Annotated in this window: 18 protein-coding genes, 1 other RNA gene and 1 pseudogene; 8 read left to right on the top strand and 12 right to left on the bottom strand. The window is 64.2% G+C overall.

The window, feature by feature from the left end:
* Positions 1-16: 16 nt before the first annotated feature.
* From ssrA to SINAC_RS41985, 3 genes and pseudogenes are all read left to right on the top strand, one after another.
* Positions 17-387, top strand: a transfer-messenger RNA (tmRNA) gene (ssrA, locus tag SINAC_RS38455).
* Positions 388-442: 55 nt separating this feature from the next.
* Positions 443-928, top strand: coding sequence for a hypothetical protein (locus SINAC_RS26960; protein ID WP_020466864.1), 486 nt, complete (start codon positions 443-445; stop codon positions 926-928).
* Positions 929-1,158: 230 nt separating this feature from the next.
* A pseudogene (locus tag SINAC_RS41985) lies at positions 1,159-1,857 on the top strand (NAD-dependent epimerase/dehydratase family protein); the annotation flags it as partial.
* Between the two features lie 416 nt (positions 1,858-2,273).
* On the opposite strand, the gene SINAC_RS41980 reads toward SINAC_RS41985, so the two are convergent.
* A complete protein-coding gene (locus SINAC_RS41980) occupies positions 2,274-2,576 on the bottom strand; it encodes a type II toxin-antitoxin system TacA family antitoxin (protein WP_174377945.1) in 303 nt (100 codons plus the stop codon).
* 174 nt (positions 2,577-2,750) lie between these two features.
* Positions 2,751-3,650, bottom strand: coding sequence for an AraC family transcriptional regulator (locus SINAC_RS26950; protein WP_015248736.1), 900 nt, complete (start codon positions 3,648-3,650; stop codon positions 2,751-2,753).
* A gap of 252 nt (positions 3,651-3,902) precedes the next feature.
* On the opposite strand from SINAC_RS26950, the gene SINAC_RS26945 reads away from it, so the two are divergent.
* Complete coding sequence (locus tag SINAC_RS26945; RefSeq protein WP_015248735.1) at positions 3,903-4,889, top strand: aldo/keto reductase; 987 nt, start codon at positions 3,903-3,905, stop codon at positions 4,887-4,889.
* Between the two features lie 375 nt (positions 4,890-5,264).
* Here the strand turns inward: SINAC_RS26945 and SINAC_RS26940 are convergent, their stop codons facing one another.
* The 3 genes from SINAC_RS26940 to SINAC_RS26930 form a co-directional block, all read right to left on the bottom strand.
* On the bottom strand, positions 5,265-8,237 hold the full coding sequence (locus tag SINAC_RS26940) for an FG-GAP-like repeat-containing protein (RefSeq protein WP_081598357.1): 2,973 nt from the start codon (positions 8,235-8,237) through the stop codon (positions 5,265-5,267).
* 104 nt (positions 8,238-8,341) lie between these two features.
* Positions 8,342-9,424 carry a DUF1559 domain-containing protein gene (locus tag SINAC_RS26935; protein ID WP_015248733.1) on the bottom strand — a complete coding sequence of 361 codons (1,083 nt, stop codon included), beginning with the start codon at positions 9,422-9,424 and terminating at the stop codon, positions 8,342-8,344.
* 82 nt (positions 9,425-9,506) lie between these two features.
* Positions 9,507-9,713: a hypothetical protein gene (locus SINAC_RS26930; protein ID WP_015248732.1), complete on the bottom strand. Its 207-nt coding sequence runs from the start codon at positions 9,711-9,713 to the stop codon at positions 9,507-9,509.
* Between the two features lie 461 nt (positions 9,714-10,174).
* Between SINAC_RS26930 and SINAC_RS26925 the strand changes: the two genes are divergently transcribed.
* The 3 genes from SINAC_RS26925 to SINAC_RS41395 all read left to right on the top strand — a co-directional run bounded on the left by SINAC_RS26925 (position 10,175) and on the right by SINAC_RS41395 (position 14,463).
* Positions 10,175-10,894 (top strand): hypothetical protein, encoded by a 720-nt coding sequence (locus SINAC_RS26925; protein ID WP_015248731.1) that lies wholly within the window; start codon positions 10,175-10,177, stop codon positions 10,892-10,894.
* Positions 10,895-11,273: 379 nt separating this feature from the next.
* On the top strand, positions 11,274-13,148 hold the full coding sequence (locus SINAC_RS26920) for a CRTAC1 family protein (protein WP_015248729.1): 1,875 nt from the start codon (positions 11,274-11,276) through the stop codon (positions 13,146-13,148).
* 43 nt (positions 13,149-13,191) lie between these two features.
* Entirely contained in the window at positions 13,192-14,463 is a 1,272-nt protein-coding gene (locus SINAC_RS41395; protein WP_015248728.1) for a tetratricopeptide repeat protein, read from the top strand.
* A 262-nt stretch (positions 14,464-14,725) separates the two neighbouring features.
* Here SINAC_RS41395 and SINAC_RS26910 read toward each other — a convergent pair whose 3' ends face one another.
* The 7 genes from SINAC_RS26910 to SINAC_RS26875 all read right to left on the bottom strand — a co-directional run bounded on the left by SINAC_RS26910 (position 14,726) and on the right by SINAC_RS26875 (position 22,766).
* Positions 14,726-16,117 (bottom strand): IS701 family transposase, encoded by a 1,392-nt coding sequence (locus tag SINAC_RS26910; protein ID WP_015243925.1) that lies wholly within the window; start codon positions 16,115-16,117, stop codon positions 14,726-14,728.
* Between the two features lie 224 nt (positions 16,118-16,341).
* On the bottom strand, positions 16,342-16,899 hold the full coding sequence (locus tag SINAC_RS26905) for a hypothetical protein (protein ID WP_015248727.1): 558 nt from the start codon (positions 16,897-16,899) through the stop codon (positions 16,342-16,344).
* A gap of 238 nt (positions 16,900-17,137) precedes the next feature.
* Positions 17,138-18,181, bottom strand: a complete 1,044-nt coding sequence (locus SINAC_RS26900; protein WP_237722762.1) for an alpha/beta hydrolase fold domain-containing protein — start codon at positions 18,179-18,181, stop codon at positions 17,138-17,140.
* A 128-nt stretch (positions 18,182-18,309) separates the two neighbouring features.
* A complete protein-coding gene (locus SINAC_RS26895) occupies positions 18,310-18,564 on the bottom strand; it encodes a hypothetical protein (RefSeq protein WP_154673818.1) in 255 nt (84 codons plus the stop codon).
* 8 nt (positions 18,565-18,572) lie between these two features.
* Positions 18,573-18,911, bottom strand: a complete 339-nt coding sequence (locus SINAC_RS26890; RefSeq protein WP_154673817.1) for a hypothetical protein — start codon at positions 18,909-18,911, stop codon at positions 18,573-18,575.
* A 367-nt stretch (positions 18,912-19,278) separates the two neighbouring features.
* Positions 19,279-19,911: a class I SAM-dependent methyltransferase gene (locus SINAC_RS26880; RefSeq protein WP_015248724.1), complete on the bottom strand. Its 633-nt coding sequence runs from the start codon at positions 19,909-19,911 to the stop codon at positions 19,279-19,281.
* A 125-nt stretch (positions 19,912-20,036) separates the two neighbouring features.
* Entirely contained in the window at positions 20,037-22,766 is a 2,730-nt protein-coding gene (locus SINAC_RS26875; RefSeq protein ID WP_015248723.1) for a GHMP family kinase ATP-binding protein, read from the bottom strand.
* A gap of 1,164 nt (positions 22,767-23,930) precedes the next feature.
* Between SINAC_RS26875 and SINAC_RS26870 the strand changes: the two genes are divergently transcribed.
* The gene (locus tag SINAC_RS26870) at positions 23,931-25,241 is read left to right on the top strand and encodes an FHA domain-containing protein (protein ID WP_237722761.1); all 1,311 of its coding nucleotides are present in this window, start codon (positions 23,931-23,933) and stop codon (positions 25,239-25,241) included.
* The last annotated feature ends 197 nt before the right edge of the window (positions 25,242-25,438 follow it).

The raw sequence follows: 25,438 nt of genomic DNA, 5'->3' as shown, positions 1-25,438 counted from the left end.
CACTCTTTGACAAGACGGGGGCGAACTAGGATCGACCGGATTGCTGAAGTGACAGGTGGCGTGTCGAGGTTGGTCAGCGGGCCTCGTAAAAAGCAGACCAAAATTTAGTTGCCGAGAGGACACCCTCTCTCCGTATGGCTGCCTGAACGAAGGCAGAAACGGCTTCGCGACGGACCTTTTGCTCGTGAGTTCCGTCCGAAGACGCCAAAGCGAGCTCGTCCAAGCTTAACCGCCTATTGCGGCTTGGATTAAATTCATGATGGGATAAGCCGAAAGGGACCCTGTTGCTCGGGGCTTCTAGGCCGACAATTAAATGGGCGACTACACACGTAGAGGCCGTCATCGATGGATCTCGGGACGCGGGTGCAATTCCCGCCGCCTCCACTTTCAGGCCCACTTGCGATTACTCGCAAGTGGGCTTTTTTTATTGAGTTTACGCCGATTGCCTGGCTGCTGGCTTCACAAGGCCAAGGCGTTCGACTGGCAGAAGTCCGAGGACTTCGACAAACTCGAAACCAAGGACAAGGGTCTGCCCAAGGAGCGGACCGACATCGGCTTCCTGAACGTCGAGGTCTTCCGCATCGAGGAGCTGGCGGTCCTCTACAAGTACGCCACCCCGCTCGAGCGGCTCCTGATCCTGCTGGGGCTGAATTGTGGCTTCAAGGGGGCCGAGCAAGGCAGGCTCCTGTTCGACCACCTCTTCCTGGACTGGCCCCACCCCACGCCGGGACGATGCGGAAGCGGACCGGGTTCGACCTCAAGGCCGACGGACCGATTCGTGCTGTATGCACTCTTGGAACAAGTCCAAGGCCTACGGCGAGTTCCTCCTCTGGCCGCAACGATCCGGCCTCCGATGGGCCATGGACCGGTACAGGCGGATCTGCGGCCGGAAGGGGACCGAGTCGTCGCAGTTGCTCATCACGGATAAGGGCCTCCCGTTTTACCGCCGCACCACGAGCGGGAAGAACGTGAGTCAGATCTTCATCAACAAGTGGGGAGGGCTGATGAGGCGGGTCCGCAAGGACCACCCGGACTTCCCCCGGTGCAGCTTCACGAAGCTGCGTCCCTCATCGGCACGTCCCGCTCCAAACAGCCAGCGTGTCCGGCTCAGAAGGCGGTCCTAACATCGAGGTGGAAGATCGAAGTGGAGGATGCCCCATGAAAGTCCTGATCATCGGCGGTACGAATTTCATCGGCCCTCCCCTGGTGCGGAGGCTGGTCGGGCTCGGTCACGAGGTCGCCGTCTTTCACCAGGGCCAGACTCAGGCCGACCTGCCGCTCGGTGTGGAGCACGTCCTGGGCAACCGCCACCACCTCGGTGCGCACGCCGACGAGTTCCGCCGGTTCGGCCCCGAGGTGGTCGTAGACATGATCGCCTACATCGAGGCCGACGCCGCCGGGCTCGTCGAGACCTTCCGGGGCCTGGCTCGCAGGACGGTCGTCGTCTCCAGCGCCGACGTGTACCGGGCCTACGGGCGTTTCATCGGAACGGAAGACGGCCCGGTCGAGCCGACGCCCCTGACGGAAGAGTCGCCGCTGCGGACGGACCTGTTCCCCTATCGCAGCCATGCCCAAGGACCGGACGACTTCTTCCACACCTACGACAAGATCCCTGTCGAGCAGGTCGTGATAAACGAGCCGGACTTGCCCGGAACGGTCCTGCGGCTGCCGATGGTCCACGGCCCCGGCGATCCCTACCGACGGCTCTCGGCCTATCTCAAGCGGATGGACGACGGGCGGCCGGCGATTGTGCTCGACGAAGCGATGGCCCGCTGGAAGTGCCCACGGGGCTACGTCGAGAACGTGGCGGCGGCGATCACCCTCGCCGTCGTGGACGAAAGGGCAACGGGCCGGACCTACAACGTCGCCGATCCGGTCGCTTTCGACGAGGCCGAGTGGGTCCGCCGGCTCGGTGGGGTCGTGGGCTGGCGGGGGCGGGTCGAAACGGTGCCGGGCGACCGAATCTCACTGCCCTACCGCATGGGACAGGGTATCGACATGAACTCGGACCGCATCAGACGGGAGCTGGGCTATGCCGAGCCCGTACCGCCGGGCGAAGCGCTGGAGCAGACGATCAACTGGGAGCGGGCCAATCCGCCGACGACCGTCCAGAGCTTCGGTCTACTGGGCTACGAAGCCGAGGACGAACTCCTAGCCGGTAGCGGCCCCGGCCTACTGGTTGGTCAATGCAAACCGGGCGAGGAACCGGTTGAGTTCCTCCGAACCACAGTCGAAACCATCAACGGCATGGTCGGCTCGCAGTTTCTCGATCCTCAGCGGATCGCCCACGGCCTCGATCCGCCATCAAATGGACCGGGTTCCTGGAACAACCGGGAGAGCCGTGGCAACTCTCGGGGAGGGGCATCGAGGGCGGTCAGGAACGCCTGCCAACGCTCGGCATCGAGCCCGAATCGCGTGCGGCTTGCGAGCGTCTCACCCGCCCGTTCCAACGCGCTCTCCAGCACAAACTCACTCACGGAACGGTGGGCTACCTGCGCCGCCGCCTGGAGCGTCTCCTTCGCTTCTGGCGAAAGCCGCAAGTCAAGTTTCGCGCTTCGTACCGATCGTTCGGACATGGTCTAGTTCTCCTCTCGAACAGAAATCAAGCGTACCAATGGTCGCCCGACAATGTCACGACAAATGCTTCCGCGGCAATGCTGCTGAAGCTCAGCCAGGGAGCTCGGCTGTCGAGTCGTTAACCTTCAAAAACGAAAAGTCGGCCTAAGGCTTGTCGGACCGACGCGCGTCCATTAGCTCGTCGGCTGGGATTCAAGCTTGAGCGCAGTTACGTCGTGGCGCGGCGGGGCACCGAACATCCGCCGATACTCCCGGCTGAATTGGGACGGGCTCTCGTACCCGACGCGAAACGCAGCCTTGGCTGCGTCAATTCCCTCGCCTAGCATCAGACGCCGGGCTTCCTGGAGGCGAAGCCGCTTCTGGTACTGAATCGGGCTAAGCGCCGTGACGCTCTTGAAGTGAAGGTGGAACGCTGACGGGCTCATCCGCACGTGTTTCGCGAGTGCATCGATCCTGATCGGCTCGGCGAAGTGGTCCTTCAGCCACCGGATCGCCCGCGAGATCCGCTGAGCCGGAGCGCCGGGCGAGGCAATTTGGCGCAACCGTGACCCTTGCGGGCTGGTGAGTAGGCGGTAGGTGATCTCGCGGAGCACGAGCGGCGAGAGCTGCATGATGTCCTTCGGCGAATCGAGGAGGATAACTAGGCGGCTGACGGCATCGAGCAGCGGCGACTCGACCTGAGACACTGCGAGCCCTCGCGCGGGAAGCTCGGGCGGCGGAGTGGCCGTGCTCTCGGCCAGTATCTCGCCGACCACGGCCGGGTCGAGCGATACGCGAACGATCAGGCAAGGGCAATCCAACGACGCTTCGACCACCCGGGACGAAACGGGTAGGTGAACGGAGACGAGGAGAGAGTGTGCAGGGTCGTAGCGGTACGTCTCGTTGGCGAGAAGCGCCTCCTTTGCGCCCTGTGCGACAACGCATAGGGACGGCTCGTAAACGACTGCGAGGAGGTCCGTCGGCGCCGAGTACCGATACAGCCAAAGTGCGGGCACCGCCGTGTCGTGCTCGCCATCGAAGGCTGTATGCCGCTCGACGGCGGACGCAAGTTTTGACAGCTCGTTGGTTGCCACGTCAACGCTTCCCTTTTTGGTTGTCCCCTGAAACACTCACCAGTTTAACCGCTGCGGGCAACCGTGGTCATGGGCAGTCCAACAGGTCATGGAGGATTAGGCAAGAGACCGGGACGATCGGGATACCGGCGTTCCAAGGTTTCGGCTTACCATTCCTTAGATCGAGCGGCTGCGGCCTCCCCCGCATCGGAGGATTAGCCTCAGGGAACTCAGATACCGGAAAGATCAAGGGTTCGATAGTGGAGGGGAAAAATGAAGACTCGAAAACTCGGAACACTCGAAGTCTCGGAAATCGGTTTTGGGTGTATGAGCATCAGCGCCAACTACGGGCCGGCTGCGGACAGAGACCAGGGTATCCGGGTCATCCGTACCGCCCATGAGCGGGGCGTTACGTTCTTCGACACGGCCGAAGTGTACGGCCCCTTCACGAATGAAGAGCTCGTAGGGGAAGCGCTCGCGCCTGTTCGTGACCAGGTCGTCGTCGCAAGCAAGTTCGGCTTCGACATGGAGGCTGGCGGCAGTCTTAACAGCCAACCAGCGCACATCAAGAAAGTGGTTGAGAACTCACTTAAGCGCCTCAGAACCGACCACATCGATCTCTATTACCAGCACCGAGTCGATCCAGGCGTGCCGATCGAAGACGTCGCCGATACGATCAAAGACCTGATCAAGGCCGGAAAAGTACTTCACTTCGGCCTCTCTGAGGCGAGTGCCAAAACAATCCGCCGGGCGCATGCGGTTCAGCCGGTGACCGCAGTTCAGACTGAATACTCGCTGATGGAGAGAAGCCCCGAACACAACGGCATTCTCACAACCTGCGAGGAGCTCGGAATCGGCTTCGTTCCATGGGGCCCGATTGGACAAGGCTATCTCCCTGGAAAAATGGATGCTCGAACGAAATTCGACCCGAAAACGGACATGCGTTCTGGGTTTCCCCGCTTCTCGCCGGAGAACCTGGCAGCAAACTCGCCAGCTGTCGACATGCTGAAGCGTTTTGCACACAAGAAAAACGCGACGCCTGCCCAACTCGCCCTCGCATGGCTTTTGGCTCAAAAGCCGTGGATCGTTCCGATCCCGGGCACGCGTAACCCGGATCACCTCAACGAGAACCTGGGAGCGGTGAACGTTCAACTGACGGCCGCGGACCTTCGTGAGATTGAAGCGGACTTCTCTCAAATCAAAGTGCACGGTGGCCGGATGAATGAGGAACAAATGAAGGTGGTCGACCACTCACAGTGACCCGTGTTAGGCGGCAGTTCGGACTCGTAGTTTGCCGTTGTTCGCACGGCGACTTGCGAGCGTCGGTCCTGATCGACCGAAGCAGCCTGCGCAATCGACATTCATGCCGGCATCTTTCACGCGGCAGGGTAAGACGAAAGCCCCCTGGACGAGGAAAAACGAATCACTTTTGCAGTCTCGACATTCATCTGCTCCGCACCAAATCCAATATTATGTTTCGGACCGAGGCTGTCAGACGATGCCAGTTCGCGACCAGTTCACGAAGTGCCTCGGCTTCCCGACACCATTCCCCTGCCCGGACGCTCCCCCCCAACGGACTGGCCTCGTAAGACCCGGCCCGCGCGATCCTCGATCGCGACGAGGTGGCCGGCGGCCTCAGCGCCGGGGTGCCGGCCGGGGGCTCGGCTCGCCCTCGACCAGGAGGTAAACTCCGCCGGGCTTAAGACCTTCGTGGCGGTCGACCCGCCCGGACGGCCAGCGGACCTCGGCCGAGACGGTCTCGTCGGCTGGGCCCTCGCCCAGGCCGAAGTGAAGCCGGCCGTCCGAGGCCGACAGGAAGCTTCCCCCGCCGAGCCGCGCCTGGACCTGCTCGCGGCCCCCGGCGCGGACCCGAACCACCGCCCCGACCGCGTCGCGGTTCGACCCCGTGCCCCGTAGCCCGAGCGTCAGGGCCCGCCCGCCCGGCCCAAGGTTGCGAAGGTAAGACAGCGGCTGGCCCTGGGCCAGCAGGAGCACGTCGAGCCGGCCGTCGCCGTCGAGGTCGCCGGATGCTAGGCCCCGGCCGATCCGCTCGACCTTCCAGCAGTCGCCCGCCCGGGCCGAGGCGTCGACGAGCCGGCCTCGACCCGACCCCAGCAGGAGCTGAGCGGGCATGGCGAATGGGATCGCCGGCCGGAAGTCGTTGACGTGCCCATTCGCCTGGGCGACGTCGAGGTATCCGTCGTTATTCGCGTCGAGGAACGTCAGGCCAAACCCCAGGACGTGCCGAGTCGGCGCCGCCAAGCCGTAGGCGGTCGTCCGGTCGGTAAAGAGGCCCCCGCCAAGGTTTTGGTAGAGTGTCGTGCCCTCGCCGTAGAAGTTGGTCACGGCCAGCTCGGGCCGGCCGTCGCCGTCGACGTCGCCGCAGGCGATGCCCATGCCCGCCTGGTAGCCGCCCTCGGCGTTCGAGGCACACCCGGAGGCCTCGGCCACCTCTTCGAACCTCATCCCGCCGAGGTTCCGGTACAGGAGGTTGGCTGTCATGTCGTTGGCGACGAACAGGTCGACCCGCCCGTCGCCGTCGAGGTCGGCCGCGACCACGCCCAGGCCCCGGCCGTTGGGGTCGCCCGCCGTGATCCCGGCCTCGTCCGAGACGTCGACGAACCGGCCGCCGTCGTTCCGGTAGAGCCGGTCGGGCTCGGCCTTGAAGGCCCGAGGCACGCAGTATTGATACTGGCCAGGCCGCTGGGGGTCGGGGCAGGGCGACGAGGTCTCGGGGTCCCACTCCAGGTATTGGCAGACGTAGAGGTCGAGGTCGCCGTCGCCGTCGAGGTCAGCGAAGGCCGCCGAGGTCGGCCAGCCCCGCTCGCCGCCCAGGCCCCAGGCCTCGGTGGCGTCCTCGAAGGTGCCGTCGCCCCGGTTCCGGTACAGGGCGTAGGAGCGCCAGCGGGTGACGAACAGGTCGGGGAACCCGTCGTTGTCGACATCGCCGACGGTGACGCCGTGGCCGAAGCCCCGGGGCATCGCGGCGATCCCGCTGGCAGTGGTGGCGTCCTCGAAGGTGCCGTCGCCCTTGTTGCGGAAGAGTCGGTCGCCGCCGCCCTCGGAGGGGGAGCCGGCCGGGAACGGGCCGCCCTGGACGCAGAAGATGTCGAGCAGACCGTCGCCGTCGTAGTCGAGCAGGCCGAGGCCGCCGCCCATCGTCTCGGGGAGGCGACGGAGGAGGGTCGGGTCGTGGTCGTAGACGAACCGGAGCCCGGCGGCCTCGGCGTCGTCGCGGAAGGCGGGCACCGCCGGCCCCTCGGCGCGAGCGGTCTCAGGGGCGGCCCCAACCGGCCCGACCAGGCTGGCGAGAGTCTCCCCCGCTCCGCCACGGGCAGGGCCGGCGGCCGGCGGCTGGGAGCGGGCGAGCCGGGCCAGGGCGGCGCGGGACTCGGGGTCGCTCGGCGCCTGGCGGGATCGGAGCGACCACCAGCCCCGGGCCTCGAACGTCCGCCCGAGCGTCTCGGCCGCGCGGGCCAGGTCGGCGAACGGTGGGTTTCCGCCGCCGCTAGGCGGGACCCGGCCCATGAGCATCCGGTAGGCGTCGGCGGTGCGGTCGATCTCGGCCTTGCGTCGCCGGCGCCCTTCGGCGTCGTCGGTTCGGCCCTCGGCGGCGGCCAGGGTAGCGAGGCGGGCATGGACCCGCGCGTCGCCGGACTCCAGCGCGACGCATTCTTCCAGGGCCGCGCGCTCGGCCGAAGGGTCGTCACGGAGCCCGGCCAGGCGAGCGCGAAGGCTGGCGACCTCGGCCGGGTCGGCCCCGGCAGCAGGCAGGCGGGTCAGGGCCGCGACGGCCTCGGCCGGGCGGGCCGAGGCCAGGGCCCAGGCCAGCCGGGCCCGGGCCACGTCGGAGTCGTTCGGCCGCCTGGCCTCGCAGCGGTCGAGCCACGCGTCGGCCTCGGCGAACTGACCAGTCCGGGTCGCCAGGTCGGCCCGGCCGAGCCAGACCCGGTCGTCCTCCGGCGCGGTCTGCGCCATCTGCTCGAGAGTGGTCCGGACCGCCTCGAGCGGCAACGGCTGGGTGTCGGCCAGCCAGTGCGCCTTGAGCTGCCCGGCCTGGTTGGCGGCCGTCCGCCACCGCCGGGCAATCCGCCCTGGGATCTTCCAGGTCCGGCCCGAGAAGAGGTCGACCTGCTGGGCGACCTTGGCAGCCTCGGCCCCCAGCTCGTCAGACCGGTCGACAATCGAGGTGAGGGCCTCCTCAGCCTCGGTCAGCCGGCCGGCCGTGACGGCTACGCGGGCCCGTTCCAGGGCCGCCCGGGGCGCGACGACCGAGTCGGCCGGGACCCGGGCGAAGGCGGCGAGGGCAGCCCCGGTGTTGCCAAGCGCGGCCTCGGCCTGCCCGAGTGGGAACTCGACCTCGTCGCGGTTCGGCCAGCGCGCGGCCAGGCGGGCGAGCCGGTCACGGGCCTCGGCCGGCCGGCGTTCGGCCAGGGCCCGCTCGGCGGCGGTCAGCTCGGCGTCGTATTGCCGGGTCCGGTAGGCCCAGGCCCCGATAAGGCCCGCAGCCGCCAGGCCGAGGAGGGCTGCGACGATCCTCACGCCGGCCGCCCGCCCCAACCGCAGGCGGACCCCGACGTCCGTCGGGGCCCTCGAATCGTCGCGCATCGGTTCCATGAGAGGTGCTACTCGAATGAAGACGCCCCCGCAAGGCGGGGGCGGAGGTGGGTACGGTTCGGGATCGGCGGGCCGGGCTCGCGCCCGGCCGTCGATCAGTAGGCGTCGGAGCTGATGACCTCGCCGCCCGCCTTGGTGCCGAGCTGCCACCAGGTTTGCATCGCCAGCGAGCTCTTGATAAACCGGACGCTGCCGTCGGCCATCAACACGTTGGCACCGCCGGGGTGGAAGCTATTGGCGTTGGTGACGTGGGCGTGGTCGGCCGAGCCGGGGTCGCAGCCACCGCAGCCGAACCGGCACCAGCCCCAGGGGAAGTTGGTGGCGTTGGGCGGCACGATGGTGCTGAACATCGTCATCGCCTCGCTGCCCCACGCCCAGTAGACGCCGCGGTTGTTGGCCAGGCCGGCTTTCGGCGCCGCGGTGGCCCAGCGGGCGTTGCAGACGTTCAGGGCGTTAACCGTCGCGGCGACGTCGGACGTCGCGTCGAGACGGGCGTAAGTCCCCGCCGAGTCGTCGTTGACGCCGGTCATCAGGGGTTTCTTGACGGTCTGGTTCGACCCGACGACGCCCTCGCTGAAGGCGATGGTGTTCGAGGTCCCGTCGACGATGTTGCGCATGCCGTAGGCGTAGCTATAGGTGAAGACGCCCGGCTTCTCGACACCCTTGCAGGGGGCGCCGCTGTCGACGCCCCAGTCAGCGGTGGTCGACGGGCCGGTGCTGGCGTAGTAGTTGTTCCGGAAATTCAGGCCCCCGTTCGGGTCGGACGGGCAGAGGAACGCGGCCACCCTGCTGTAGGTGACCGTGGTATTGATTCCACCGTCACCGCCGCCGGGTGACTGGATCGGGTCGAGGCTGAAGTTGATTGCGTTGTAGAGGGGTCCCTGCTCCATATAGCCGAAGAGCATCGCCTGGGCACTCCAGCCCATCCAGGCGATGCAGTCGTTGACCGAGTTCTTGGTGGCCGACACGCCCATCGGGAACGACTCGTTCGTGGAGTGGTAGTTGTGCAGGGCCAGGCCGATCTGCTTAAGGTTGTTGAGGCACTGGGAGCGGCGGGCAGCCTCGCGGGCGGCCTGGACGGCGGGGAGCAGCAGGCCGATCAGGACGGCGATGATGGCGATCACCACCAGCAGCTCGATCAGCGTGAAACCGCGTGAGGGCCGAGAACGTAACGACATAAAGTCAGGCTCCTCTCTAGGGGGAAAAAGGATGAAACAAGAGATGCGAAGCCCGTCGGGCCCGAACGGGTCCGACGGGCGGTCAGCGGACAGACTTCTTCTTGCCGGCCACGTTCTTCTTGTAATAGTCCATGGAATCTTTGGCGGCCTGCTCCGGCGGGATCTCGGGCACCACGGTCTCCGTATTCTGCGGGCCGCCGCATCCGGCGATGGCAAGGAGCGACACGCCGAGACTGGTTGTCGCCGCCTGGATGAAAAAGCGACGAGAAGAAAGATGACGACTGTGCATCGCGCGACCACGCTCCCAACGGGCGGAACCCCGAGCCATCCCTTTGCCTGTGCGCGAGGTGCTCAATGCGTACAGCGCCGTCGTCGCCGTACGCGGGCGGAACTTGGAACCAACGAGGACGCACACCGTCAGGCACGATTTGCTTGCGGATTGGGGCCCAGATCAACGAATGCATTAAAACTAATACATCAAGATGATACGGCCGACATTTACATTTATGAGTGTGAATCGCGAGGCAGGATCGCTCGCTAGAGTAGTTATCCCGAGAAGGTCAGCACGCGTCAATCCCCGGCTGCCCCTTTCGAACGGAATCCGGCCCGGATAAAATCAAGCCGAAGCCGAACGTCCCGGCGAAACGCACACAACTATCGCGCTCGCATAGTATCCAGAGAGCAGTCGTGCATGCATGGCCCGGAGGACGCGGGCTACGATTGGTATCGACACATTTTGTGGATTTCACCATGCTACCAGATTTAATAGAACCTGCGTCGACCCCAGGAGCCCGCTCGGGACGGGTAGGGATCCCAGCCTGGACGGCGGCACTGGCCGCGGGGGTCTTGGCGGCCGGCCTGACCGGGGCGGCCGGCGAAGCCTCCGTCGGATACTTCGACCCGCGGGCCTACGGGACGCCGGGCACCGCCGGCGTGGTGACCGGCGGCAGCGAGGGGGCCATGATCCGCGACGCGACGCTGGCCTACGGACTCCAGGGCTCGATCCTCGGCCTCCTACTCGGCCTGGCTGGCGTCGTCGCCGGGGGCAGGGCGAGGGCGGCTCTGCTGGCAATCCCGGCCGGGCTCCTCGTCGGGGGCCTGGGGGCGGCCGCGTCGCTGGGGCTCTTCCCGCTCTGGATGCGCCACCAGGACCCGATCGCGGGCAACCTGACCCTCTCGCTGCTGACCCACTGCGGCGTCTGGGCGGCGGTGGGCGTCGGCGGCGGCCTGGCCTTCGGGCTGGGGATGAGCATGAGGCCGAGCCAGTTGCTCCGCGCGGCACTCGGCGGCCTGGCCGGCGGGGCGCTCGGGGCAGCCACCTACGAGATCGTCGGCTCGCTCGCCTTCCCGGTCGCTCAGACCGGACTCCCCTACGCCAGCGAAGCCGCCCCGAGGTTCCTCGCCCACGCCGCCGTCGACATCCTGGCGGCCCTCGGCGCAGGGCTGGTCGCCAGCAGCCGGGAATCCTGACCCCGACATCCCTCGTCACGGCCCGGCCGGCTGCCCCGCCAGGCGGATGGCCTTGGTGCCGAGCCTCCGGCCGGCGTGGCCAGGGCGAAGGAGTCGATCGCCTCGGGGTCGACCAGGCGGCCTCGACCATGCCCGGGCCGGGCTCGATCGCCTCGGAAAGCCATGAGGCGGGGTGCAAGCGTAACCCGGTATTTGGTCACGTCGAACCGGAACGGCCTCGCCTCCAGGCCAACCCCGGCCAGGTCGGCACCCCGGCGCGGACGACGGTGTGCAGAGATAGCGTGGTCATGGGGGAGGTCCACCCCTTGAGACGCGGATGGGCCCCTTGATTCATCCCATTCCATCCAGACAGCCCGATCGCTCTCCCCGGAGGAGTCTGATGGTGCGCCCGATTCGCCTCAGTAGAGGCCCGACCCTTTCAATCCTGCCGGCCTTGATCCTGGCGCTCGCCCCGGGAGGCTGCGACCAACCGGCCGCGAGCGTCCCGGTCGCCCCCGGCCCGGAGGCCCAGGTCGGGCCGTCCCCGGCGGATCCGCCGGCCTCGAAGCCGCAGACCAAGGTGAAGATCCTGGGGGACCGCGAGGCAGCCTACGCCGGTGTGGTCATCAAGCCGACGGTGCCCCAGGACCCCAGCCCGTTCCGGTTCACCGAGATCGCTTCGTCGGCCGGAATCGACTTCCGGCACTTCTCCGGGATGACCGAGGCCAAGCACTTCCCGACCGCCAACGGCTCAGGCGTGGCCCTCTTCGACTACGACGGCGACGGCAAGCTCGACCTCTACTTCGCCACGGCCACGCTCCTGCCGCTGGGCACAGCGCAGAAGGGCCCGAATCGGCTCTACAAGAACCTCGGCGACGGCCAGTTCCGGGACGTGACCGAGTCGTCAGGCCTGGGCTTCGTCGGCTTCTGCCACGGGATCATCGTCGGCGACCTCGACAACGACGGCGACCCTGACGTCTTCCTCTGCAACTACGGCCCCAACGTCCTGTTTCGCAACAACGGCGACGGGACCTTTGCCGACGTCAGCCACGCCGCCGGAATCGACCGCCCCGGCTGGTCCTCAGGCGGTGGCATGCTCGACATGGACGATGACGGCGACCTCGATATCTACGTCGCCAACTACGGCATTTGGAAGTACCCCGACGACGATAATTTCTGCGGCGACAAGGAGCACAACATCCGGTTCTACTGCTCGCCACGGACCATCAAGACCACCAAGCACTTCTTCTACCGGAATAACGGCGACGGGACCTTCACCGACGTCTACGACCAGTTCCTGGTCGACGCCGATGGCAAGATGATCCCCGGCCGGACCGACGGCCACGGCTTCAGCGTGGTGGCCGCCGACCTCAACGGCGACGGCAAGGTCGACCTCTACGTCGCCAACGACATGAACCCCAACTTCCTCTACCTCAACAAGGGCCAGGGTCTCTTCGAGGACGCCACCGAGATCTCCGGGGCCGCCTACAACGACAAGGGCCAGGCCCAGTCGGGCATGGGCATCGACGCCGAGGACGTCGACGGCGACGGCGACCTCGACCTCATCGCATCGAATTTCACCTACGAATACAACACGCTCCACCTGAACCTGGGCAAGGGGTCGTTCACCGACGTCACGCCGATGCTCGGCCTAGCCGCCGACACGATGCCCTACGTCGGCTGGGGACTCTCGCTCGCCGACTTCGACAACGACGGCTGGCCCGACTGCTATGTCGCCAACGGCCACGTCGACGACAACCGGGCGCAGGCCGGCCAGCCGGACGAGTACGCCGAGCCCTCGCTGATCCACCACAACGTTCCAACCAAGAACGGCCAAGGGCGGCGGTTCAAGCTCGCCACACGCGACGTCGGCCCGTACTTCGACGCCAAACACGTCGCCCGGGGCGCGGCGTTCGGCGACTTCGACAACGACGGCGACGTCGATATCGTCGTCAACCACAAGGACGGCGCCGCCGCCCTGCTCCGCAACGACACCCCGAGCGGCAACAAATGGCTCCGCCTCCAGCTCGTCGGGACCAAGAGCAATCGCGATGCCGTCGGCGCCCGCGTCGAACTCGAGGTTGGGGACCGGACCATCTATCGCCAACGCAAGGGGGGATGCACCGTCTTCTCCTCCAACGACCCTCGCCTGACCATCGGCCTCGGCCAGGCTTCCGAGGTCAAGAAGCTCACCGTCCGCTGGCCCTCAGGGGTCGTCACCACGCGTGAGAACGTGAAAGCCAACCAGGCTTTGAAGGTCGTCGAGGGGGAGTAGTCGCTGGCGAAGGAGTGGTCGGTGATGTAGAGTCGGTTTCCCAATGATGGGCCACTTCCCTGCCGACCACCGGCCACTCCTGGAGTATGCGGCGATGAGCGAGGTGGCAGCGCGGCCCGGCCGATCGGGACGGCTCCGGTTGGTGGCACTGGGCCTGCTCTCGGCCCTGGCCCTGGGGAGCCTGGTGGCGTTCGTCTGGCCCTCGCCCGATCCGGAGGCGGTCTGGAAGCAGGCCCGCGCGGCGTTCGAGGCCAGAGACTTCGCGCGCGTCGAGGCCGAGTTGGCCCGACTCGGCCGGCTCCGTGAGCCGACGAGCTTGGACCGGATGCTCCATGCCCAGTTGGCGATTGCCCGGGGGCGGGTCGACGAGGCGATCGCAGACCTCGACCGGATCCCCGACGACCACTCGATGGCGTCCCAGGCCCGGCTCCAGATCGGCCAGATCGAATTGCGCCGGAGCCGCTTCGCCGCGGCCGAGGCGGCGTTCCTCAGGGCCCTGGCGATCGAGCCAAAGATGGTGAAGGCACACCGGGAGCTGGTTTACCTCTACGGGACACAGCTCCGCCGGGCCGAGCTCCACGCGACCTTCCAGGCGCTCTCCGAACTCTCAGTGCTGACCTTCCACGATGCCTTCCTGTGGTGCCTCTCTCGGGGGGTCACCTGGGAGCCCGCGGAGATCGCCACGACCCTGGCTCGCTGCATCGAGGCCGACCCGAACGATCGGTGGGCCCGGCTTGGCAGGGCCGATGCCCTCCGCGACCTGGGCCGGTTCGACGAGGCGGAGGCGGTCCTTTCGCCCCTGCCCAAGTCGGACCCCGACGCCCGGGCCGCCTTGGTCCGGATCGCCCTGGACCAGGGCGACTCGGCGAGGGCCGAGGCTTTGCTCGACGCCGGCCCGTCCGACCACCTTGACCTGGCCCTGCTCCGGGGCCGGCTCGCCCTGGTCCAGAACAATGCGCCGGAGGCGGTCCGCCAGTTCCGGATCGCCCACGACAAGGCCCCCAACCTCCGAGAGTCGGTGCTCGGCCTCGGCCAGGCCCTCCAGGCCGTCGGCGACCAGGCCGCCGCGACCCCGATCCTGGAGGAGGCCCGCAAGCACGAGCGGCTGGGAGGGCTGGTTCTGAGGGCCTCCGTCGAGACCAATCGGTCCGACCTCGGCCTGATCAGCGACCTCGGGGACGCCTGCGCCGCCGTGGGCCGGTTCCCCGAGGCAAGCGCCTGGTACTACCTGGCCATCTCGCAAGACCCGTTCGACACCGGGGCCCAGTGGGGCCTCGCCCGGCTCAAGCAGGTGAAAGTTCCCGAGGCCCGCTGAATCGCCCCGAAATCGGTTGTACTTACTCTTCATCGGCGCAACGGCGGGAGCCTTCGGATTCGTAATAGTCTCCACCCTGAGTTTGGACGATCGAGTTGCTTCGGAGGCTCGTAGGGGTTCGAACTCATTGGCTAGACTCCTCGGAACCGGCCTTGGCAGACGTTGGCCGACAAAAGCGGTGTCGCGAGTGATGGTGTTAGTACTACAGCGCTAAGTCGTATCCCATTTGCATTGGGGCAACCCTGTAAGTTTGATGCCCATCTCATGCAACTTTCGCCTTGTCCGCTTGGTGTGGCACCGTTGCGCCACGGCGTTTCGACGCTGCGCCCGCTCGATCTCTTCGGAGGTCCGCTCCAGAAGCTTTCGCGGAGGACTCAGCCCCAACCACCAGAACGGGATCAGCGCCGCCATCGCACTGTGGACTTGGCACTCCGTCAGACCCGGATTTTTCCCCCCCGAACTTCTGTCGCATCCGCGATAGGAACAAGTAGCTCAGGCAACTCAGGATCAGGTGGCGTTTGAGCCCCTGGTAGCGGCGGCCCTCATACTGATCCAGTCCAATCTCGGACTTCTGGTCTTCGAAGCAGCGCTCGACGCGCCATCGCGAAAACCCGACCAGCAACAGCACCTGCACCGACGTCTCCTCGGGGGCGGCGCCGACGAAGAACTTCAACTCCGCCGGGTTCAAGACGTCACGGGCGGCAACCAGGTGCAGCGGCTCGCCCGGTAACCCGTCGGCGCCCACGGGGGAAAACCGCAGGTGCTTGACTTCCCAGACCATCGGCCCCTTGTGCCCATCCTTGACTCGCCACTGGACCCAGGGCTGGTTGCGAAACCCGTCTTGATCGAGCATGGCATCAACCCGCCGAGCCGGTGTGCTGCCGCTCGCCAGGCGAGGCGTCTTGCGGCCGCGGCCCCGCCCGTGCTTACGGTACTTCCTGGTCACGACACGCGGTGCCTTGATCCAGCCCATGAAGTTCCGCGGCACCTCGCCGACGAACTTCTGGCGACGGGCCGAAAGTCCCCGCAGGAACTCGGGCTTGCCGCCGTAGCCCTCGTCGAAAGTCATCCAATCGAAGTGCAGGCCGTTGCCGGTGGCGCGGTCGTAGAGTTCCAGGGCGATCGTCCACTTGGGCCGATACACCATGTCGTCGGGGATGCCGGCCTCGCGGCAGCGGGCGCGGTCGAGGGACCAGGATTCCGGCAGAAACAATTCGCCGTCGAGCAGACAGTGAAAGCCCTCACGAGCGTAGGCGAGGTGGACCGTGACGATGCAGTTCTCCTTCTTGCCGACGGAACCGCACCACTGCCGCTGCACGCCGGGGGTCTTGTCCCCCTTCTTGACGTCGCTCGTCTCATCGAAGACGCCGATCGCGTGGGGACCGGCGTGCTCGTCGCGGACGATGTGCTGGAGCCGGTCGCGCGTCCGGTCCTGGTCCCAACAGTGCTGGCTGAGGAACTCCTGCAGGGTCCTGACCGGCACGCCGGCATTAATGGCAATCGGTTCCACGCTCTTCTCGGGGATATCCGAGAGCTGGCCGGAGACGTAGACCGGCAGATGGGCCCGCGTGTCTTTGCGCGGGAAGCAGTCATCGAACCGCTTGAGGAACTTCTTCAGCGCGGGCTTGAGCTTGCGAATCTGTGGGATATCCATGCTCGTACCTCCATAAACCATGAAGGCAAGCATACTTTCGCAATGGCCGGCGGATCAAGACGCTACAACTTGGCGCTGTAGTATTAGAGGTATGGACTACGCACGGTCAGCGAATGCATCACGCGACGGATCGCCCAACCAGCACGAGGCAGGATCGAGAAACGCAACTCGGCGCTGGAGGACTCGCGAATTCTGGCTGGAGAAGAAAGGTTGGGGCGATCCCATCATGGCAGAGGTAAGTCGCTCACGTCGATCACTTCCCCTTTTTTATCGGCCTCCAAGGCCTGCGCCAAAACCGCTTGAATGTAATCTCTCGCTCGGAAGTCATCGCCCGACTGCCTCCAGAGGCGGAGGACATGAGAGGCTGTCTCTCGGCGTGCCGCCAGTGTCATCTTGCCGAATTCCCAGCAGATCTCCAAGTGCCGGATTTGGTCGATTGCCGCGTGAAACCGGTAGTGCGGCGAGTGGCGAAGACCGGGCGAAAGGGTCACGACGGGGTGCCACTCTGGCTCCAAGCCGGTCCTGTCCCCGAGCGACAAGGCGGTCGTCAGGGTTGAGTCGTTGACGATCCTCCGAACAGGCACCCAAAGCAGGTAACGGGTGAACCGGATCCTCCCGCTGGTGAGGTCGATGTCGTCCTGACAACAGTTCAACCCGGACCATGGGAAAAGCCCGAACAAGGAAAAGACCAGCAACATCGGTGGGACAGCGACAACCGCGAACAGGGCACGAACGATCGTGCGCCGCCCTGTCTTGAGCCGTTCGTCACGGATTCCGCTCATGAAGACACTTCCACAGCAACAGAAATCAATCAATTGCCTATCAATGTTTTCAATTCCAAATTACAAAATCGACGGATTGACTTCAGCGGTCGCCGACCGCTCAACTGGAATATCCCAGCCATCGAAGAGCTAAAAACCGACCTTTTCGCCTGTCACTTGTCGGATCTTATGAATCCAAACAGAAGCGTGGCGTGGATACCCCTGAGAATCACAGTGACAGCGGTACAACACTCACAGCTCATTCCTTCAGCCGATTCAATGTCTCTTCCAAAAACTTGAAGACAGCATTCGTCGGTACGTCACCCGGTACACCCAAGTCGGAATTAATCGTTCCGTGATTCTTGCCTACGGCGGGAAAGGCTTTCGCTGGCACACCCGCTTCCTGTAACACCTCGGCGAGTCGTTGCGACTGGCCCTTGGTTTCGGGGTGGTCCGCAACGTGAAGGATCACGAAAGGCGGGATGATCTTCCCCTTGGCGACGTGGGTGACAGGGGATAAATCCTTCTGACTCTCCTCATCGCCGAACTTCTGCCTGTAGATCCCTGCCCGCCGCTCTTCGACGGTCGCAATCTGCTTCGGCACGTCGTAGGTGTCGCCGTCCACCGGGACACACCCCTTGAGGATTGATGGAGACAACCCTTCGGCCTTCAGGTAGTGGTCATCAATGCAAACCAAGGCCGCCAGTTGTGCCCCGGCGGAATGCCCCATCACGAGGATCGTGTCGGGGTCGCCGCCGTAGTCCCGGGCGTGGTCGTGGGTCCACCGAATCGCCTTTGCCACGTCTCCAGCCATCTGCTTGATCGTCACGGTGGGGAGTAAGCGGTAATTGGTCGAAACGAAGACAAAACCCTTGTCCACGAACGCCCGAGGCTTGCTATCCACTTCGGATTTCTCACCTGCTTGCCAACCACCGCCATGAATCCAGAAGACGACGGGATGGCCTTTGCCCTCGGTCGGGGCATAGACGTCGAGGGTCTGCCGCTCGCTCTTCGGTTCGACGTACGGAACGTCACGATGAACTTTCGGCTCAGCAGCGAGGAGTGGAGAGCCAACAAAAAACAGGAGCATGATGACGCTTCGCATGGGGCTTTCTCCGTAATGAATCGCCAACCAGACCGTCAGAGCACCTGGCGTCGCCCATTCTACTTGATACCACTTGCTAGACGAAATGTTGATGGAGTCGCCGGCTTTGTTTTCACTGGGTCGCTCCTCTCCGCAAAACGGATCGCTAGCATGCAAAAAAATATCAATTACTAAATCAAATATCACTTTTTGATTCAATCATTCGGGAACGCCCTCGAAAAGGCCGCCACGAGGAAAGACAGCTTGCTCCTTTGCCAACCTGCCGGCCTGGGGAACGTCCCCTCTCGACGTGACACGACCGTCAGGGAGTCGGTAGGGAACCTCCTTTAGCGATCCGCGAGGTGCTCGCTGCACTGCGCAAGGATCTGGGCAGCGACCTGATTGGGGCTGTACCCGCCCGGCAGACGAACCAAAAGCTTGCCTTGCCGCTCACAATACGGCTTCACGTCGCCAAAGGCATGACTTGACCAGCGGATCGCCAGCAATACCAGCGCCACGTCCGGGCGGGCAATGGCCGGCTCAAACGCCGCAATCGACTGGTGCTCCTTCGTCTCGATCCAGAAAAGTTCTTTCAGGCCCAAGGCCGACTTCAACGACCGTTGGGCCTCCGGGCGGCGGCATCCGTGAGCGTCTCGGCCCACTTCACCATCGCCGGATCGCTCGGGGCTTCCTCGTCCGCTGATTCGCTCCGCTCGTGGCGCTGGCGTTCCGCGGCCCAGCGAGCCGCTTCCGCCTTCGCCCGGCATCGGGATGCGAGCGACGTTAAATCAATCGCTTCGCGATGCGCCGGGTTGTCGGGGCCCGGTCGGTCTTTCGGGGAATCGAGTCGTGGCCCGGACCGGCCAAAGGTCAAATTACGGGACGGTTCCCTTACCGGCCCTGTGACCGGGAGTACGTGCGGTCGATCTCCTGAGGTCTCGTCCGACATGATGAGAGTCCCGATCATTCTCCTGGGTCTTCCCATCAATCCTCGCTCATTCGCGGAAACTGAGCCAGACGGAATCCCCCTATGCGAGGGCCGTCCGACCCGCATCAGACCGAGCCTGCCAGCGGTCGGCCCGGAACTTCGCCACAGCCAGGATGGCAATCAGGGCCACCAACACCAGGAGAACCTTGGGCCATCTCATTGGAATTCTCGTCCAACACCGAGCTAACATCTGAACAAAGTCATCAATCCGCAGATCGATTCCCTCCTCCAATGCCCCGCGCTCGCCCCGGGTCCGGCAAGCCGTCGAGCCTTTGATCGCACCGTTCCGCTTGCAGTCGCTCATGGCCCCGTCTGAATCTCGGACAGCTCAGGTTTTTTGCAAAATGAGCACGTCTCGGTCAACCCGCTCGACGGTCAAACCAAACTGCATCCCCAACCAGGTGAAGGTCGCCGGGCTATAGAAAACGACGTGAGTGGGATCAGCCTTGTAGTGCCAATCGGCAAATCGCTCCCGGCTAATGACGAGTTTGGTCATAATCCCGAGCCAACTCCCAGGGCGCAGCAACGCGGTCAACTGCCCCCAGTCATGAGCTGGCCTTGAGAAATGCTCGACCACCTCGGTGCAGGTGACAAAGTCATATTGTCGGTTCAACGCATCGGTATTCGGCCTGTAGAACGGGTCGAAGTCGGTCATCGACATCCCGGCTTCTTCCAACATCAACGAGAGGGTTGGCCCTGGCCCGCACCCATAGTCCAACCCTTGCATGCCTGGACTGAGGCGATCGAGAAGCGGCGCGGCGAGGCGATTCAAAAAGCGTCGATACCGACAATCCGCCGGGTCGTTCTCATGCCGGTCATACTCCTCCTTCTGCCCCGCCGCCTCCAGATGACTCGCCGGGTCGGCAAACACCAGATCGCAGCATGGGCAGTGGAAGTAGGCGCGCCGTCGGTCCTCGACGTACCTCTCGGCGCGATGAGTGCAGAGGGGGCAACAAAGCATGTCGGAGCCGCCTCTGGGGGTTTTTGATGGGATTGCGGCAGAAAGCCGGCGACGTCGACATCATAACACAAACACAACAGCATTATTCCGATGAGGCCAGGTTTTCTGACGAGCATCCCGCCGTCTCACGACTCGATGGCCACCACGCGGCTGCCCGCTGCGGGGGTGCAGACATAGATACCCGAAGACAACCCTTGGCGGCGATAGAAGAGCTGATCCAGCCGCGCCGTCAGTTCGGGAACGGCCTCTTCTTCGGCGAGAACCATGGCGCAGCCACCAAGCCCCGCGCCCGCGATCTGGGCGCCGAGGACTCCTGGCGTACGGCGTGCGATGTCGACCAGGGCGTCAACCTCGCGCGTACTGCAACGATAAGCACCCGGTTGGTTCGCCAGCCGAGCCCGTTCGGTCCGCGACTCGTCGCCACTTTCCAGGTCGGCGATCAGGCCGTGCAGATAGGCGTCGGAAACGTCAGAGTGATAAGGCGCAGCCGACAAATCGTCGGCCACGAGAAACCGGCGTTCGCCTTCATGCGAATGGTTCATCAAGGCTCCGAACGCGTTCATCTCACCGGTTCGAAGGCAGGAGACGGCTTCACGTGCCCGGGCGCACTCGCTGATTCCGTAGAGCACCACGCCACGAACCGGATACTCCTCCTGGGCGTCGTGACCGGTCAGGTAAGGCGCCAGGGCCGGCCAGGTCTCCGCCTCGTCGGCGAAGAGCCGCCGGGCCTCAGCGGCCGAAATCGACTCGGGGAGTTCCAGCAAAACCTCGTAGATTCGCGACGTCGGAACCCCGAGCATTTCCGGCTGAATGTCGCGAACAAACCGGATCAGAGGAGCGAATTGGGGGAACTTCTTCCGAACAAGCGCCACACCGAGAAGGTAGGAGGCAACGCGGGCGTTGAAGACCGCCTTTGCGCCCGCCGCCTTTCTCGCCAGGACGAACGAGTTGCAGACGACCATCCGATGCGTCGTTGGGAACCGCACCCGCTCGAGCAACTCGAACTCGTGGAACTTGACGTGCGAGACCATTCCTTTGCTGCCGAACTTCATCGCGGCATGGTCGGCGCTGCCGCCCCGGGTGCCGACGAACCATTCTCCCTCGCCGCAGAAATTAACGAACTGACGCGGGGCCAAGTCCAACCCGTTCAGGGCCACGGCCGCCTCCGCTGCGGCAACCACCAGCGCTGACGACGAGCTCATCCCCGCCGCCATCGGAATATTGCTGTCGATGGCGAGATCCATCCCGACGAGCCGCTGGTGGCGGTACTCCATCTGAAGCCGAAGCATGGCCGCCTCGAAATAGAGGCTCCAGTCGCCCGCGGAGCGACGGAGCCGGCGCTGGAGTTCCTGGCCGTTGACGCAGCTCATCCAGTCATCCCAATCGAGCTGGCTCACGAGCCTGGCCAGGGAGAGTGATGCGTCAGGGAACTGGTCCGGGCGCACGTTGCGGATCTCGACCATGTCGTCGGTCCGGGGGGAAGCGACCAGGATCGCCTCTTGGTCGACGGCCATGAGGTTGCAGTGTCCCCCTTGCCAGTCAATGTGCCGGCCCAGGATGTTGATCCGGCCCGGCGACCGGACCACGATGACGCGGCGATCGCCCCCGAACGCGTCACGGAACCGGAGCAGAGTTCGGCGATAGTGGCGTCGTCGGTCGGTGATCAGAACAGGGTCGTCACCGTAGTAGCTACGTAGGGCCTCGTCAGCGGAAGGAGCAGGTTCAGGCGGCTCGGGAAACAAGGACAACCATTCATCGGCCGTCCGATAGCGCGACTCCCCAAGCCGGTCGCTGAGGTCATTGAGGGCGTTGGCGCGCTGACCTCGAAATCGGTCCTCGATGACCAGCAGTTCCTCGGGGTTATTGAACGACATGATCTCCCCGGGCCGCTCGGTGGCGAGGAAGGTCGACAGGTAGCGGGTTCCTCGATCGCTGTCGGCACGACTCATGACCGCCCCGACGGCATCGGTCAAGTACTCTTCACCCTGGGCATTGGCGGTCGTCATGTGATCCAGGCCGAAACGAAGGGCGCCTTTCCGCACCAGGTAGATCGACTCGTTGACGAAATGCGAGCGGGCCGCATCCGCCGCCGAGATTGGCGGAGCGTCAGGGGCCAGCCGAAGATCGTAAGGAAGGTCCTGGAGTCGAGCGAGCCACTCGTCACGGCGGAACGCCTCGCGCAGTGCCTCGTTGGACGGTCCCGCCTTCTTGGAAAACCCCAGAACCGTCGACCACGCCCCTCCCGGACCGACGTGCCGTGCAATGGCCTCCTCGACTTTCGCCCTGGCGGCCATCTCGTCCAGCTCGACGGCAAGTGCCTTGCGAAGCTCGTTGCGACAGGCCAGGACCCGAATATCCGAAGCTTCAACGATGCCCAGCGGTCGGCCGTCGGGCCGGAAGAGGACTCGGCCCGACCCCTCGGAAGACATGCCGGCGGGGGAGACCAGCAGATTCAGGTCCCCGCCCGTCCGGTCGGCGTGCTCGAGAAAACGACTCAGCGTCGCCCCTTCGATAATCTTGTCGCCGGCGATCACAAGGATACGGGCGTTGTCGTCGACTTCCGACAGGGCCTGGAGCCCGCACCGCGCCGCGTCCCCGGTTCCCAACGCCTCGGGTTGGTAGGCGAACACCACGTTGCCGAACCGGCGACCCACCGTCTCGACGACCTGCCCGGCCATCTCACCGACCACCACGACGTTCTTGACCACCCCAAGCAGATTATAGATGTCGATCGCCCGCACGATCGCGGGCACCCCGGCCACCTCAAAACAGACCTTGTGCCGGTCCAGACTTCGCATCCGCGAACCCTTCCCGCCGGCGAGGATGATGGTATACAAGGGGTCGGTCGAGGCCATCAATTCATACTCACGATAAAGGTCTGTACGGAAACGCCATCGCTTCCCAGGCAGCGATATTCGGCCGAAGCAAGCGCGTGGGAAAGAGAGAAGAGCCATCCCGATCGGGGGAATGTTGCTTTGAGCTTCCCGAGGAACCGGCTATCGGGGGCTTGTGGTTAATCCCAACCTGCCCGACTGCGAATGGAGACCGGTCGATACGGCGAGTCAGGCCAATGGTGAACGGCAGCTCAGGCCTTGATGACCTCGACGATACAGACTCCGATCCACCGATCCCAACGACGAAGGCGGGCTGCCAGTATATTCGCGACGCCCACCTCAATCCAGTATCCCCGGACGTAAATCACGCAAGGAATCCATTGCAAGTTCTACTGCGTTAACACCCCCGATTCTCTTTTTCATGAATCCTCAAATAGCCTATTTTTCCACCACTCTGCGTCTTTTTTAACAAAAATATTATTGCTTGTTGATTTTTAATATCGACAGAATTCCACGCACGACTTGTGCCCGGGGACACTCAAGCGATCTTCGTTACGTGTGGATCACAGGCCGAACTCGATCCCCGGTCTGCTGACGCTCACACGGAAGTCCGCATGCGCAACTATTGGCAAACCGCTGGAGAGAGGCCAGGACGGTGGATTCTGTCAATCCTGCAACAGTCAGGGTAAAATGGAGAAGGTTGAATGGACAAGTTCAGTCGGACTCCAGGATCGAGCAACAATGAGGATCGCGGCTTCTTCTGAGAAAAAAGCGAAGTGGATGGGACCGCAACCCCTTCCACCTATTTCTCAGTGGTGGCCACGGGATCGATTTAATGGGAGATCGGAACCTGAATACCTTCCTTGCCAAAGCCAACCGCATCATTGCTAATGCGACGGCGACCATCTTGATATCGAGACGCTTTAATTCAGGCTATTTTCATGAAGTTTCAGGTTCTTTTATCGACTTAGCCTTATAGGCTATTTCCAGTCAGGATCGAAGTGGCAATTCCAACGACGACCTGAAGCCAACCGCCCCCGAGGATCATCTGGAGGGGAAGTCGCCTGGGAGACTGTCACCGTGGATCGATGCTCGAAAGAGCTGTTTTTGGCGTCGTGTGGTTTATCCGGCCCGCTTCGGCTCAATCTTGAAGAAGCGAGGGACGCCAATTCGCGAGTGTTCGAGGTGCCGTTTGTCGTGGTGGGACGCGATCCGAAGGCGGATCTGATCGTGAATCACCCAACGGTCAGCCCGCGCCAGATCTACCTGCAGGTGATTGCAGGGCGGATCTTTTACGTCGACATCGCAAGCCGGAGCGGAGTCGACGGTGAGTCTGAACGAGTCGGCAAGGGGTGGGTCGACGACCAACGGGGGATTCGCCTCGGCCCGGTCCGGATTTGTGCGGAAGCGAAGATGTCGCCTGGCGAGTTGGGGGATCCCCTCACGTCGCGTTCCCTGGATGATTCTCCTCTGCCAGTGGTGGTCTTGGAATTTCCCCAGCAAGTCGATCGACCGTCGTGGCGGCTCAGTCGCGTACTGACGTTGCTCGGCCGCACCACGGAGTGCCGGCTGCGATTCTTGGATTCCGAGATCTCCAAATTCCATTGCAGCCTGCTTCGCACGCCCGCAGGTGTGTGGGCGATCGACCTACTCGGAAGGACGGGAATCAAGCTCAACGGACAGCCAATCCGTTGGGCGAAACTGGAGGACGGCGACCACCTTCAGGTGGGACGCCATCTGATCCTGGTCCGATGCACGATGCCCTCCACCCATCCGTCAGGCCAAGCAAATCGGCCCGTCGCGACGGTGAACCCCCGACCGGAGCAACCCGCCCCAATCTTGGAGATTGGCAATGGCCGGCCCCAAAATCCACCGGCCCTCGCTTCGAACGAATTGGCCCAGTCGGTCTTGGCGACGATGGCGAGCCAGTTTGGACAGATGCAACAGCAGATGTTCGATCAATTCCAGCAAGCCTTGGTGATGATGGCGCAAACGTTCGGCGCACTGCAGCGCGACCAGATGGCCCAGGTGCGCAATGAGCTCGATCAGCTCCGCCGACTCAATCAAGACCTCCTCACCCTCCAGGCCCAGGCCAATCGTGGGAATCTCAATCTCCCGCTCGCCGCATTGCCATCCGCCGGTTCCGCAAACGGCGAGATCGCCAAAGATGATGTCCTGGTCCATATCGAGTCCCTGCTCCAGGCCCCGCTGACCACCTCCGATACCGCCCCTCCACAGCGACAACCGTCAAGTCCATCCGAGAGCGAGAGGCGGCACGAGCCAATCGAGAACGGGATCCCCACAAGGACCCACCCTTCGTCTTCGAAACCGCCGAACACCTCTCCCCAGACCTCGGCCGCCGCCCCTGAGGTCACCCACTCCACCCCCCTGCCCGACGAGCAGATTCATGGCCTTTTGTGCCGGCGCATGGCCCAGCTTCAACAAGAACGCCAGGGCCGTTGGCAGCGGATCTGCGACCTGGTGCTTGGGCGATAGGATCACTCGTTGCAGGCCCCTCGCCGTACTACGTCCAACTTCGCCGCCGTCCAAGGCTTTCATCGGCTCTCCTCGCCTACGAGAAAACCCGGGTGGGCCTGGCATTCAGGCCCTCCCGGGTCATCGCAGCGAACCAATCATACGCACATGCCGACACAAGTGACATCATTTGCGTGACGTCGCCAGGTCCGGCCTCG

It is taken from the genome of Singulisphaera acidiphila DSM 18658 (assembly GCF_000242455.2).
Lineage (GTDB): Bacteria > Planctomycetota > Planctomycetia > Isosphaerales > Isosphaeraceae > Singulisphaera > Singulisphaera acidiphila.
The sequence above is the reverse complement of the archived record's forward strand: the minus strand, read 5'-3'. Positions and strand labels throughout refer to the sequence as shown.